The organism is Pseudomonas sp. LABIM340 (assembly GCF_040017195.2).
GTDB lineage: Bacteria > Pseudomonadota > Gammaproteobacteria > Pseudomonadales > Pseudomonadaceae > Pseudomonas.
This window is the reverse complement of the sequence record NZ_CM200227.1, coordinates 1,556,695-1,570,429: the sequence shown is the minus strand read 5'-3', so window position 1 is coordinate 1,570,429 and position 13,735 is coordinate 1,556,695. Positions and strand designations below refer to the sequence as shown.

Annotated in this window: 10 protein-coding genes and 2 pseudogenes; 8 read left to right on the top strand and 4 right to left on the bottom strand. The window is 57.1% G+C overall.

What is annotated here, in order from left to right; all coding sequences use genetic code 11:
• Positions 1–113 precede the first annotated feature (113 nt).
• Positions 114–1,829 carry an AMP-binding protein gene (locus ABKS89_RS07420; protein WP_348587850.1) on the top strand — a complete coding sequence of 572 codons (1,716 nt, stop codon included), beginning with the start codon at positions 114–116 and terminating at the stop codon, positions 1,827–1,829.
• 102 nt (positions 1,830–1,931) lie between these two features.
• On the opposite strand, the pseudogene ABKS89_RS07415 reads toward ABKS89_RS07420, so the two are convergent.
• Both ABKS89_RS07415 and ABKS89_RS07410 read right to left on the bottom strand, forming a co-directional pair.
• Positions 1,932–2,099, bottom strand: a pseudogene (locus ABKS89_RS07415) (methyl-accepting chemotaxis protein); the annotation flags it as partial.
• 120 nt (positions 2,100–2,219) lie between these two features.
• Positions 2,220–2,900: pseudogene (locus ABKS89_RS07410) on the bottom strand (PAS domain-containing protein); the annotation flags it as partial.
• A 350-nt stretch (positions 2,901–3,250) separates the two neighbouring features.
• Here ABKS89_RS07410 and ABKS89_RS07405 point away from each other — a divergent pair.
• Positions 3,251–4,558 carry an NAD(P)-binding domain-containing protein gene (locus ABKS89_RS07405; RefSeq protein WP_518300995.1) on the top strand — a complete coding sequence of 436 codons (1,308 nt, stop codon included), beginning with the start codon at positions 3,251–3,253 and terminating at the stop codon, positions 4,556–4,558.
• A gap of 80 nt (positions 4,559–4,638) precedes the next feature.
• A complete protein-coding gene (locus ABKS89_RS07400; RefSeq protein ID WP_348587852.1) occupies positions 4,639–5,070 on the top strand; it encodes a RidA family protein in 432 nt (143 codons plus the stop codon).
• Positions 5,071–5,151: 81 nt separating this feature from the next.
• Here ABKS89_RS07400 and ABKS89_RS07395 read toward each other — a convergent pair whose 3' ends face one another.
• Together ABKS89_RS07395 and ABKS89_RS07390 are read right to left on the bottom strand one after the other, a co-directional pair.
• Complete coding sequence (locus tag ABKS89_RS07395) at positions 5,152–6,060, bottom strand: LysR family transcriptional regulator (protein WP_348587853.1); 909 nt, start codon at positions 6,058–6,060, stop codon at positions 5,152–5,154.
• A gap of 36 nt (positions 6,061–6,096) precedes the next feature.
• Positions 6,097–6,777, bottom strand: a complete 681-nt coding sequence (locus tag ABKS89_RS07390; protein WP_348587854.1) for a TetR/AcrR family transcriptional regulator — start codon at positions 6,775–6,777, stop codon at positions 6,097–6,099.
• Here ABKS89_RS07390 and ABKS89_RS07385 point away from each other — a divergent pair.
• From ABKS89_RS07385 to ABKS89_RS07365, 5 genes are all read left to right on the top strand, one after another.
• Positions 6,776–7,750, top strand: coding sequence for a helix-turn-helix domain-containing protein (locus ABKS89_RS07385; RefSeq protein WP_348587855.1), 975 nt, complete (start codon positions 6,776–6,778; stop codon positions 7,748–7,750). The two genes, ABKS89_RS07390 and ABKS89_RS07385, sit on opposite strands and share 2 nt — an antisense overlap.
• A gap of 470 nt (positions 7,751–8,220) precedes the next feature.
• On the top strand, positions 8,221–9,396 hold the full coding sequence (locus ABKS89_RS07380) for an MFS transporter (RefSeq protein WP_348587856.1): 1,176 nt from the start codon (positions 8,221–8,223) through the stop codon (positions 9,394–9,396).
• Positions 9,397–9,574: 178 nt separating this feature from the next.
• Positions 9,575–9,937, top strand: coding sequence for a cupin domain-containing protein (locus tag ABKS89_RS07375; protein ID WP_348587857.1), 363 nt, complete (start codon positions 9,575–9,577; stop codon positions 9,935–9,937).
• A 47-nt stretch (positions 9,938–9,984) separates the two neighbouring features.
• On the top strand, positions 9,985–12,039 hold the full coding sequence (locus tag ABKS89_RS07370; protein WP_348587858.1) for an oxidoreductase: 2,055 nt from the start codon (positions 9,985–9,987) through the stop codon (positions 12,037–12,039).
• 177 nt (positions 12,040–12,216) lie between these two features.
• Positions 12,217–13,707, top strand: coding sequence for an aldehyde dehydrogenase (locus tag ABKS89_RS07365; RefSeq protein ID WP_348587859.1), 1,491 nt, complete (start codon positions 12,217–12,219; stop codon positions 13,705–13,707).
• Positions 13,708–13,735: the final 28 nt, after the last annotated feature.

Below are 13,735 nucleotides of genomic sequence, written 5' to 3'. Positions count from 1 at the left end.
GCGCAGAAACAACGAAAGGCTGCGAGCTCCGCCACTTCTCAGGCTTTCTGAGTTGAAGTCATTGACCGCGCTGCCGTATGCGCTAATCGTTCCCACCTCTGGCATCTATTCCAATGAACAATAATCTGCCCTCTACGGTTTACGAACTCCTTTCTGCTGCATGCCGCCGTGCGCCAAGTGCATCTGCTTTGACCTTTTTGGCCGATCTGGCTGATCTCTACAGCTCTCCGCGGCTCAGCTACGCAGAAATGATGTCCGATATACACCGGACCATCCATTTTATGAGAAGTCTTACGGGAAAGCCGCGTCCCGTTGTCTCTCTCCTGCTGCCGAACATATCGCAGTCACAAGTGCTGTTATGGTCGGCTGAAACCGCAGGCATTGCGAACCCGCTAAATCCTTTCCTGAACGAGGAAGCACTCTTCCAGCTAATGCACAAGGCAGGGACCGACCTTATCTTTGCTGTCGGTCCGGAGGGAACGGACGTTTGGGAAAAGGCAGTCAGAGTTGCCCAGCGGTTGCCCAATAAGCCTACCTGTGTCTCAGTGCATAGCGCCGCTGGCCAGGCATTCTACGATAAGGACGTCGCGAGCTATTCGGACGCTCCGCCTGGCGTCCAGAACTTGCCGGGGGCTGAGGATGTCGCTGCGTTCTACCATACCGGTGGTACGACTGGAACACCAAAGCTGGCATGCCACACACATCGCAACCAGACAACCGCTGCGCTTGCCGTAATTGAAAGCCTGAGGCTCAGAGAGATAGACGTTGCACTCAATGGGCTACCAATTTTCCATGTCGCCGGGGCCATTGTGGGCAGCCTGTCCATGCTGGGCGCCGGCGCCGAGCTGGTGTTTCCAACTGCTTCGGGATTCAGAAATCCCGAGGTTATCCAGCGCCATTGGCAACTCATCGAGAGCCTGGGCATAACCATCAGCAGCGGAATTCCAACCTCAATGGCATCAATGCTGGATATTCCGCTGAAGGGCGAGGACATCAGCAGTTTGCGATACCTCGTTACCGGTGGCGCCCCGGTGCCAATGAAGCTCCATGAACTGGCGGTAAGAAACGTCGGACGGCAACTCTATCAAGGCTATGGCATGACTGAAGCCAGTGGAGTAATCGCCATGCCGGATGTCACCCAGCCAGCAGTCTGGGGTAGCGCCGGACGCATCTGCCCTCCGCTGGAAGCATGTGTTGATAACGGGGAAATTTGTGTTCGCGGCCCGATGGTCTTCCCTGGCTATCTTGGCGGCGACTCACCGGTGTCGAGAGATGGGTGGTTGCGTACCGGCGATCTTGGTTACCTGGACGACGAGGGAAATCTCTTCATCTCCGGGCGAGCTAAAGATCTGATCATTCGCAGTGGACACAACATCGATCCAGCGTTGATCGAAGCCTGCCTGGAACAGCATCCGGCGGTAGGCATGGCGGCGGCGATTGGTATGCCAGATGAGTATGCAGGTGAACTGCCGGTCGTGTTTGTACAACTGCGCAAGGGAGCTCAAACGACCAGTGAGGAGCTTCATGAGTTCGCCATGGCCAATATCTCCGAGCGCCCTGCATGCCCGAAACGCGTGATTGTGATGGACGCTCTTCCTGTAACAGCGGTAGGGAAGGTGTTCAAACCGGCGCTTCGGGAGCAGGTAACGGAAGGCCTGCTCCGTGACCTACTAGCACCTCGCATAACGGGTGTGGGTGTTCAAGGTCGTCACACCACCAATGGCAAGTTGGTGATCAAGCTGTGGGAAGTGCCCGAAGCCGAGGCATCTTGGTGCCGAGATCAGCTCCAGCGGCTGAATTTGGAGCTGGAAGATCTGCAAATCAGCTAAACCATTCATTACTGTTGGCTGATCACCGGCCGGCATAGCCAATGCCCCGCCTGCTAAGCGGGGCAGCTGCATAACCATCCGGCGCTCAAATTAACGGTGTTGCAGCATGGCTTGGATTTGCTGGACCGACTCCTGGGTGCGGCTGGCCAAGTGACGAACTTCGTCCGCAACCACTGCGAACCCTCGGCCGTGGTCGCCGGCGCGGGATGCCTCAATAGCCGCGTTGAGGGCCAATAGGTTTGTCTGGTCGGCGATTCCCCGGATGACCCCGGCGATCTGGGCGATGTTGCTGTAAGTGGAGTGGATGTGGGCCTGCTCGCGCTGGTGAAGCTCAGCGGCTGCCTTTTCATCGGTTATTTCTCTAGCTGCCCCCGTCACATGCAGTAGTTTTCCGCGGCTGTCTCGAAGGCAACGGCCTCGCTCGCGGAACCAGATCTCTCCCCGGCTCTTGTGCCGCATCCGGTACTCGACCACATAGGCGTTATCGCTGCTGCTATCGGCCAGGGCGGCTCTGAATGCCTGCTCCACCAGTTTCACGTCCTGCTCGTTCACCACGCTGTAATAGCTACTCCAGCCATCCGGGAACTCACTTTCGCTATAGCCGATCAGTTGACGAAACTGCTCGGACCAGCGAATTACATTGTGCTTATGGTCCGGGTCACCATTGATCACTCTGAGCGTCCAGCAGCCTTCGGTCAGCGTCCGTTGGGTAAGTCCCCACACCTGGCGCTCCTCATTCCACTGATCGCGCTGGGATTCAAGAAGGCCCAGTTGACTAGACCTGTCCTCAGAAGTCTGGAGAAGCTCAGAGTATTGTTCTTCCAGCTCTACGAGTCTGGCCTTTACCGCTCCATATTCCTCCTCAGTGCAGGGGCAATGAGCCTGATGGAGTTGCTGACGCAGACTGGACGCTTCATCTTTTTCGGATTGAATTCGCTTCAGGGCTGTGTCGAACCGTGGAAATCGACGGAGAAGCGAGGCCCCTGTATTTCTTCTATTAGGCTCAAATATGTTTTCAATACTCGAACAGAGCTCATCAACAAGCCCAAGAACGGTCTTGTTCAACCACATATCGATTTCTCTTCTTGTAATGATTGATGGTGTCGAATACAGATTCAAGTTCAACTAATTTTATAGTGGTTGGATCTGAAAAACCTATATCTAGGGTTAAAGCATTTTTTGAAGATGAATGCATAAAATCCCTATGACTATCCGTAGCGGCTTAAAGCGGAAGCTCCCTGAGTCTGCTTGTAGCTTTTTCCTCTTTCGCCGGAACAAAAATAATAATTTCGCTATTCAGCGGTGATTATCAGAATTCCTCCACTGACAACCCACGTTCGAGGTTTCCTATCCATGCTCATTTATTGAGACGGAGGGGTATGGCTCGGGCGGAGAATCACAAAGAGGAGGTAAGGCAAGCCGTGAACGATCTGACTCAAACCGCCTTTGCAAAGAGCGAAGAAGTGACTTTCGACAATCTGGAAATCGACACTCTGGTCGTTGGAGCAGGCCAGGCGGGTGTCGCGGTAAGCGAACACCTCACCAAACAAGGTGTGCCGCATCTGGTTCTGGAGCGTAATCGAATCGCAGAAGCCTGGCGTACCGGTCGCTGGGACTCCTTGGTAGCGAACGGGCCGGCCTGGCATGACCGATTCCCTGGCCTGGCTTTCGATGATCTCGATCCGGACGCCTTTGCTCCGAAGGAGCGTGTCGCTGAGTACTTCGAGGCGTACGCCAAGAAGTTCGAGGCCCCCGTTCGCACCGGTGTAGAGGTGAAGAAAGTCACCCGTAACGTCGATCGCGCTTGCTTCACCATCGAGACGTCCGCCGGCGTCATCCAAGCCAATCGTGTTGTATCGGCCACCGGTCCTTTCCAGCGTCCGGTCGTTCCACCTATTGCACCCAAAGATCCGAGCCTGCACCAGATCCACTCTGCTGCCTATTACAACCCCGAACAGCTGCCGCAAGGCGCAGTGCTGGTGGTGGGGGCTGGGTCGTCTGGGGTTCAGATCGCGGATGAGCTGAACCGTGCCGGCAGAAAGGTCTATCTCTCCGTAGGCCCGCATGATCGCCCACCGCGCGCCTATCGTAATCGTGATTTCTGCTGGTGGCTGGGCGTTCTCGGCCTGTGGGATGTTGAAGCTGTGGAGCCTGGCCGTGAGCACATGACTATCGCTGTCAGCGGCGCTCGCGGTGGCCATACAGTCGACTTTCGCGAGTTGGCCCAGCAGGGAATTACGCTGGTAGGGCTGACCAAGTCCTTTGAGAACGGCAAAGTCTCGTTCCAATCGGATCTAGTCGAGAATATCAATCGCGGTGATGAGAACTACTTGTCGCTACTGAACGCCGCCGATGCCTATATCGAGCGTAACCGCCTTGATCTTCCGGAGGAGCCTGAGGCGCGCCGCAAGCTTGAAGATCCCCAATGCATGCTTCAACCGGTTCAGGAACTGAATCTCGCCGAGGCAGGCGTCACCTCGATCATCTGGGCGACCGGTTATGCGGTGGACTACGGCTGGCTGCAAGTCGACGCCTTCGATGAGAAAGGTAAACCCAAGCATCAGCGCGGCGTTTCGAGCGAGCCTGGCGTGTACTTCGTCGGCCTCCCTTGGCTCTCGCGCCGTGGCTCGACTTTCATCTGGGGGGTTTGGCACGACGCGAAACACGTCGCTGATCACATCGGAACTCAGCTTAAGTACCTGGCCTACCGGGATGCGTCCCAGCGCTGACTGCGCGCGATCCACGAGGGAGCCGCAGCGACTATCCCCGCTCATATGAACCGACGAACCTGAATACTGGAAACCTGTTGATGCCCACTCACACTCGCATCCGTATGTTCAATACCAAGGACACCTACCCGAATCAAACCCTGGACAATGACCTCTGTCAGGCCGTGCGTGCCGGCAACACCGTGTATGTTCGCGGTCAGATCGGTACCGATTTCGAGGGCAACCTGGTGGGTCTGGGCGATCCACGTGCGCAAGCCGAGCAGGCGATGAAGAACGTCAAGCAATTGCTCGAAGAGGCTGGAAGCGACCTGTCGCACATCGTCAAGACCACCACTTACATCATCGACCCGCGCTATCGCGAGCCTGTGTACAAAGAGGTTGGTAAGTGGCTGAAAGGTGTGTTCCCCATCTCCACGGGGTTGGTCATTTCCGCCTTGGGTCAGCCGCAATGGCTGATGGAAATCGATGTGATCGCTGTGATTCCGGATGGCTGGAAGCCGGCAGGCGTTTGACAGTGGTCCGTCCCAGGCCGCCCAGGAAGCGCTGCGGCCTGCCTTGATCGGTCAGAGCCTCTGCCGATGGGCAGAGGCTTTTTACTGCTGGTTGGCGAGGGCCTCACGGCAGTAGTCGATGAATAGCTGTGCCGGCCGAGTCGGCTGGTTATGCTTGTTCCAAGCAGCTACTAGCCCAGACGGCGCCACCGCGTCGGCGATGTCGACAGCAACCACTTTCTTACCGTCATAGGTGAGGTCGGAATGGGGGCGGGTTACCAGCAATGCGAAGCCAAAACCCTGGCCCACCATGCCGCGAACCATCTCTATCGAAGGCGAAGCGAAGGCAACCTTGGGAGTGAGGTTGAGCTTGTCGAAAAGGCTCACGAAGTACCCGCGGCTGGGTTGCACATCCAACAGGATCATCGGATCTTGGTATAGATCCTGAAGGGAAACTTGTGCCTGATTTGCGAAGCGGTGTTTTTCGGGCAGCAACGCATATGGCTTTTGAGGCGGCATGAGCGGTTCGCTCTCGATGCGAGAGTTCAGGTTGTGGTCGTAGAGCAGGGCAATGTCGAAAGAGCCCATGGTCAGGCCGTTAACCAGCTCCTCTTGGTCACCGTCCTGGACGCGGACCTTGAGGCCCGGGTAGAGATCCTGGAACCCGGCAAGCAGCCGAGGGAGAAACATGGGGCCGGCGGTTTCGTAGCAGCCGACATCGATTTGACCAGAGATGACGTCAGTGTCGGCCAACGCATTGCGCTCGAATTCGCGTGCCATCAGCTGCAGGCTCAGTGCCTTGCGGTAGAAGCGACTTCCGGTAGGCGTAAGGGTGACGCCCAGGGCGTGGTGGCGAATTACCAACTGCACGTTGAAGCTCTCTTCCAGGGATTTAATCGCTGCCGAAATAGATGGCTGGGCGATATGTAGCTGGCGGGATGCTTCGGCCACGCTGCCAGCATCGACGGCAGCGATGAAGTAACGGATCTGTCGCAAGGTGAAGGAAGCCATGACTGCCTCGGTTTGAGAATTGATTTGCGGCGGAGCTCAAGCGACCGAGAGCAGGCGCGACAGAGTCTCGCAGCGGATCTTTTCGCTGGCTGCGTACTGCTTCATCCAAATGGGTAAGTGTTCGAACAGCTCCAGGGCTGGTGTGGCGATGGGCCGTGAGCCAGGAGGACTAAAGGCGTGAATGACCGAGTCAATTTGCTCGCGCAGTTGGTCGCGCAGCATCTCGACCTGCAGGCGCTGGCTCGGTTTGAGGCAGTCCAAGTCTCGCGCGGCCAGTTGAAAGTGGAAGGGGGATGATTCGTGTAGGGAGATCAGACGCTGTGTGAGTTTGCCCAGCACCGCCTCCCGTGAGGCGCGGCGTGGAAGCTCGTCGAAAAGCGAGAGAAGAGCTGCGTAGTGCTCGCAGATGAACTCAAGCAACAAATCTTCTTTGCTTTCGTAATGGTGGTAATAGGACCCGGCAGTCAGATCCAGATGGTGGGCGAGCTCGCGGACGCTGACTTGAGCAAAACCGCGCGACGCGAACAACGCGAGCGCTTTGGAGCGGTTGCGGTGCAGGCGCGATGTCGAGCGTTCGGGAAGCAGGGTTACCGATGATTTGGTTGCTTTCATGGGATGGCTTTCTTCAGGTGATAGCTTGAAGAGCACCACGCTTGCAAAGGCGCGATTACAGCTCTGATTCTTGTTGTGTGGGCGACGAACGAAGGTCGACTCCATGATCAGCTTGAGGGATAGTGGCGGCACGGTCTTCCCACCCTATAAGTTGGGAATCCTGTGCATTGATCGCGGCGTTTGCGGTGCACTGCTGGCACGAGTTGATCTGGATTGCGCGAGCAGTTCTTTGGAAGGAGAGAGGGGCCGTACTACGGTTGCGAGGTTATCTGGGGTGTCGAAATCATCATTTGCGCAGCAGTATCTGGATGCATGGAATGAGCATGATCCTAAGCAGGTGAGTGCTTTCTTCGGCTTGAGCGACCGATCCCTTTACGCGGACAGCAGTCGTGGCGTGCAGATTTCCGGTAAGAACATCGTTCCCTACATTTCGAACGTCATGACCCTGGGCGCGAACGTTCGTTATGACCTGCTTGATGAAGGTGTCATGGGCGGTTCGCGTGCTGCGATTCGCTGGCAGGCCAGCGGCAGCGATCTTCATCGCATCTGTCCGCTCCTGCCGCAAGGTTTGACCGAATCAATTGCCGGGCTGGACTACATGGTCATCGAGCAAGGCAAGATTGTTTCGTCGCACGTCTATTTCGATCTGGGGCCGTACCTCGCTCTGAACAGCGTGGAGCCGCCCCGCACAGGTCAGTATCGCAAATCGGGTTTGTCAGCCGATGAGGCGGAGAGAAAGGCGAAATTGCTCGCCCGGTTGATGTCTGAGCAGAAGATCTTTCTCGACAGTGAGATCACCGTGGCAACGGTGGCCCAGCGGCTGGGTGTCCATCCCAACCACCTGTCGCAAATCGTCAATAGCCAGGCCGGAATGAACTTCTGGGAGTTCATCAATGGCTTCAGAATCGAGCACGCGAAACGAATGATTGCCGCCCAATCGCGAGACAAAAAGCTCTCGATGACTGCGATCGCATTCGAATCGGGTTTTGGCTCCGTATCCGCCTTCTACCGCATTTTCGGACGTCATGTGGCAATGACACCTCTTCAGTACAAACAATCAGTACTCGATCACGGCTGACATCACGCTTATCTATCTGAGACTTCTGCGCGCCTGCAGCGCCTCGGTCCTGGCTCGTTGATCTGAAAATTGGTCACCCACCGCCCTCTGATCCCCTCTGCAGCCCAGGTTTCATCGAGGTTGCAGCATTTTGCTCGAAGCTGATTAGAAATTTAGTCGTTTCCACATTCATGACCGTGAAGCACTATTTTTCTCGCCTAGAACCACTGCGGCCAGCAACAAACAGACTCGGAAATCCGCTGTAGGCACCCACGATGACTGGCTTCTTTCGGGATCGCTACGCCTGATGACAACCGTCCCACGGGTAGCCAGCTTTCCCTCAGCCTGACCTTCGTCAAATCGCAAACTCCTGCTGCCTATTGCAGGTGTAGGCGACTTTTGCCCGCGAAAAAGCGGGTGGGCTACAGGCAGCGTCGAGTCCTGTGCTGGATGAGCAGTTTCAAAACATAACAATCACAAGAGTTCTGAATATGAGTCGTGCATCCGCTTTCGATATAAACGCGAAGCTAACTATTTTTGCCAATGTCTACCTTTGCACCCTGCCGGCACTCGTTATCATTTTTCTGCCGATGCTCGTGGGTGGACTGATCGAAAACCTGGGGCTAAATCAGCAGGATGCGGGCTACGTCGTCACACTCGACATGCTTGGCTACACCGTCGGCACCATTGCCTCATTCTTCTTCATTCACCGAGCCAACTGGCGCTACCTCGCCCTGGGCTGCATCGTGATGATGGCTCTGGTCAATGGTCTTTCCGCCCACATCTCCGATTACTACACCTTACTGGGCGCGCGTTTCGCCTCGGGTTTCTGCGGCGGCGTACTCACTGCAGTGACCTTCGCGGTCATGGGCCAGATGCGTGACCCTGACTCGGCCTATGGTTGGTGGTTGGTGTTCCAGGCTGCTTTCGGAGTAGTGGGTTTCAAATACTTCTGGGTCATCGGCGTGTCCGGTGGGTTCATCGCGCTGGCGGTGATGTTGGTGCTGGGCGGTGCTCTTTTTCGCTTCATCCCCGAGCAGGCGCTCAAAACCGAACAGGCGGCCAGCGCGGGTGAGAAAAGATTGTCGATCAAGGCTGTCGCCGGTGTTCTGGCGATTCTTCTCGTCTACGTCGGCTTGATGACCGAGTACACCTACTTGGAGCGCATCGGTAACGCAGGTGGGTTGAGCCCTGATGACATAGGCACAGCGTTCTCGGCGATGTCGATTGCCGGTCTCGTGGGTGGTGGTGCTGCGGCCAAACTCGGAGCGAATTACGGTCGGCTGCTCCCCGTTGTCTTCGGTGTGCTGGGCTGCGTCGTCTCTTTCTACCTGCTTTCCAGTACCTCGATCAGTGCTCTGTACTTCGCTATTTCGTGCTGCGTGTACTTCGGTTTCTGGAGTTTCCTGCTGCCGTACCTCGTAGGTGCGTGCGCAGCGGTCGATGTTTCGGGCCGTCTCCTGTCCCTGGCAAATGCCGCCATTGGTGCAGGCTTGGCCTTTGGTCCCTTCATCGCGGCCAATTTGATCAATGAGGGGAGCTTCGTGCTTATCGCTGTGGTTGCGACAGCGTTTCTGACCCTTGGTTTTGCGCTGATCGTGCCCCTGCTCAAGGAGTCGCAGCGCAAGGATCGCCTCGACGACAAAGCCTTCCCTGTAGCGGGCTGAAAGCCGCGGTCCGTCTCGCCGGGCCTGGTGTATCACCCGCCAAGTTTCTTCGCTCGGACCTATTCCCAAAGCACTTCTTCTCAGCTTCTAGGCTGGGAGGATTTGGCTGCCAGGTGATGAGTAATCTGCGCGGACCGTTGGCCCTAGTGGCCGCCAATCAAGACCAAGAGGTTTCTCGATGAGCAACGTAAACAGACTCAGCCCGAACGGTATCGACGGAAAGGCGCTGGAGCCGAGCCACTATGTTTCGGCGGAAAACGTCCCTGGCGGTGTCCTGCCGAGCGAGAGCGCGCAGACCTTCTTGGCCAGTGCGGATGAACGCTTCTCGGTGGGCGTCTGGGAGTGCTCTCCCTGCCGCGAAGAGATCAAGAGCTATCCCGCCGACGAGTACTGCCTGGTCCTGGAAGGCACCGTTGAGATCACTGCGGATGGCAAAACACAAGTGTTCAAGGCCGGTGACAGTTTCTCGATCCGCCGCGGAACCCATCTGGTCTGGAACATGACCACGCAGTTCAAGAAATACTTCGCGCTTTACATCTGAACCAGCGCGGCGTGCAAACAAGCCAATAACAATAAAAGGCCTGAAAAATGAGTCGTGATCCCCGCTACGATATTCTTTTCGATCAAGTGAAGATTGGGCCGGTGACAGCGCCCAACCGCTTCTATGCCGTGCCGCATGCTGCAGGGATGGGGGATATCTATCCCAATGCTTCTGCTGAGTTCAGGGGTATGAAGGCTGCCGGCGGCTGGGGCACGGTCTGCGTTGAGATGACCGAGATTTCGCCTAACGCGGACATCCTCCCGTACATCATGCCAAAGCTGTTCGATGACTCGGACATTAGCTATCACCAAAGACTGGTCGAGAAGATCAAGCAGCACGGTTCCCTGGCGGGGGTCGAGATCGCTCACGCAGGACACGTCGCCTCTAACTTGATCAGCCGCGAGATCCCGGTCGGCCCGTCGGGCAATCCCTTCTGGGGGAACTACCCGATTCAGTCCCGCGCCATGTCGAAGAGTGACATCAAGGAAGTTTTGCGGGCGCAGCGCGATGCAGCGATCCGCGCCAAGCGTGCCGGCTACGACATCATCTACGTGTATGCGGCACACGGCTTTGGCCTGCCGCAGCACTTCATTTCCCGCCGCCATAACCGTCGCACCGATGAGTACGGCGGCTCTCTGGAGAATCGTGCGCGTCTCATGCGGGAAATGATTGAGGTGACCAAGGACGCGGTCGGTGACACCTGTGCGGTAGCGGTTCGCTTCGGCATCGAGGACCTGCTTGGCGCCGACGGTATCTCAGCCAAAGAGGATGGCCACGCCGTTGTCGAACTGCTGGGCGAACTGCCCGATCTCTGGGACGTCAACCTCAGCGATTGGTCCAACGACTCGATCACCTCGCGCTTCTCCAGCGAAGGACATCAGACGGAATACATCACCGGCATCAAGGCGTTGACCTCGAAGCCTGTCGTCGGCGTTGGACGGTTCACCTCGGCAGACGCGATGGTTTCGCTGGTGAAGAAAGGGATTGTTGATTTCATCGGCGGCGCGCGTCCCTCGATTGCCGATCCGTATCTGCCGAACAAGATCAACGAAAATCGCTTTGACGAAATTCGCGAGTGCATTGGCTGCAACATCTGCGTCAGCGCCGACTTGCTGCACACCACGATTCGCTGTACCCAGAACCCCACAATCGGCGAGGAGTGGCGAAAAGACTGGCACCCGGAGAAGATCCAGCCGAAGAAGTCTGACTCCAGCGTGCTCGTGGTCGGCGCGGGACCAACTGGGTTAGAAGCGGCTTTCCAGCTAGCCAAGCGCGGTTATGAGGTATGCCTGGCGGATGCCGAAACGGAGCTTGGCGGACGCGTCACAAAGGAGGCCAGGCTGCCGGGACTGTCGGAGTGGATTCGCGTGAAGGATTACCGAGAGCTGCAACTCAAGCAGATGCCAAACGTGAACATCTACCTGGACAACAAGCTCAGCGCCGACGAGGTGCTGGAGCTTGGCTTCAACCACGTCCTTCTGGCTACCGGCTCGCGCTGGCGGCGCAATGCCATTGGCCGTGCGCACTACAAGCCGCTGCCGGGCCATGAGCAGGCGAACGTATTCACCCCGGATGACGTCATGGATGGCAAAGACATCGCCGGACCGGTGGTGATCTTCGACGACGACCATTACTACATGGGTGGGGTCATTGCCGAGAAGCTCGCGCTGGAAGGCAAGGCAGTCACGCTGGTGACGCCAGCCGCGCTGGTGTCCTCCTGGACGGAGAACACCATGGAGCAGCATCGTATTCAGGCCCGCCTCATGGAAATGGGAGTCGTGCTGAAAACCCAGCATATGGTCGATGCCATCGAAGGCGACAGCGTGACACTCTCCTGCACCATGACCGGCAAATCGACCTTGATGCAATGCGGCGCATTGATAGTTGTCACCGCCCGCGATGCGGACGACGCGCTCTATCAGGAGCTAATGCAGTGCGAGGGTAAGTGGGCCGCTGCCGGTTTGCTTAGCGTCGAGCGAGGCGGAGACTGTGACGCGCCTGCCACCATCGCTGCAGCTGTATATGCGGGCCATCGCTATGCCCGTGAGCTCGACGAGAAGGTGGAACTTATTCCCTACAAGCGGGAACAGAACTACCGCTGAGATCACGCAAGTGACACCTGAAGCGAGGGCCATGGAGTGGCTCTCGTCTCACCTCCGACATGCGTTGGCGGAAATCCTTTTCAACATCCAAACACGCTTTGCCTAGTGTGTGTTGAGGCAGAGCCTCCTTACCAATTTACGAACGCCGCGCGTGCGGCGAGCTCAGGAGTGCAGAGAGTGTTCGATCTCGGCTACTGGCAGCAACGTGCTGCCCGGCAGGTTTTCATCGACAAGGCCTTTATCAACGGGCGCTTCGTCAGTGCTGCCGATGGCATGACCATGGACGTGAGCAACCCCGCGACAAACCACTTGCTTGCGAGAGTTGCGTCATGTGCTGCCAACGATGTTGATGCGGCAGTGACAGCTGCCCGGCAGGCGTTCGAGTCAGGTGTCTGGTCACGCTTGGCACCCCGTGAGCGGCAACAGAAATTGCTGCGCCTCGCAGAGTTGATCGTGCTGCACCGGGAAGAATTCGCGCTGCTGGAATCCATGGCCATGGGTAAGCCAGTGAATGATGCATTCAACATCGACGTACCAGGCGGTGCAGCGGTGTTTCGTTGGTACGCGGAGAGCATCGACAAGCTCTACGACCAAGTTGCTCCAACCGGCCACAGCGCACTGGCGACTATCACTCGTGAGCCTCTGGGGGTTATCGCAGCAGTGGTACCGTGGAACTTCCCCCTCGATACCACTGCCTGGAAGCTGGCCCCTGCTTTGGCCGCAGGTAACTCGGTAGTCTTGAAGCCGGCGGAGCAGTCGCCGTTCTCTGCACTGCTACTGGCTCAGCTTTCGCTAGAGGCAGGCATTCCGGAAGGTGTACTCAACGTAGTGCCCGGTGTCGGCTCGGCCACGGGTAAGGCGCTTGGCCTGCACATGGATGTCGATTCGCTGGTATTCACCGGGTCCACCGAAGTGGGCAAATACTTCATGGAGTATTCGGCGAAGTCCAACCTCAAACGGGTTTCGCTGGAGTGCGGCGGCAAGAGCGCCAATCTGGTGTTTGCCGATTGCCAGGACCTTGATGTTGCTGCGGAGAAGGCTGCCTTCGGCATCTTCTTCAACCAGGGTGAAGTGTGTTCGGCCAACGCGCGGCTTCTAGTCGAGCGTTCTATTCACGACGAATTCGTCGAGCGGCTGATCAGCAAGGCGCGCAACTGGCTGCCAGGCGACCCGCTGAATCCTTCAAGTACGGCGGGTGCCATAGTCGATGCACGTCAGACGGAGCACATCTTGAGCTTCATCCGCTCCGCTCAGGAGGATGGTGCGAGTCTGGTATTCGGAGGACGTCAGCTGAGCTTCAACGGCTCCGATAACTTCATCGAGCCGACCATCTTTACGGACGTGAAGCCCGATAGCCGCCTCGCCCGAGATGAAGTGTTTGGTCCGGTGCTCGCGGTGATGCCCTTCGATTCAGAGGAGGAGGCCATTCAACTAGCCAACGACAGTATCTACGGACTTGCTGCTTCCGTTTGGACTGACGATCTGAATCGTGCGCATCGGGTAGCGAGTCGTCTGCAGGCCGGGACAGTATCGGTCAACACCGTGGACGCGCTGGATCCCTGTGTTCCTTTCGGCGGAGCTAAACAGTCGGGCTTTGGTCGAGACCTCTCGCTGCATGCTTTCGACAACTACACCAATCTCAAGACTACCTGGATAGCCTTGCGCTGATCACTGCCTGGGGCGCGCGGGCGATGAA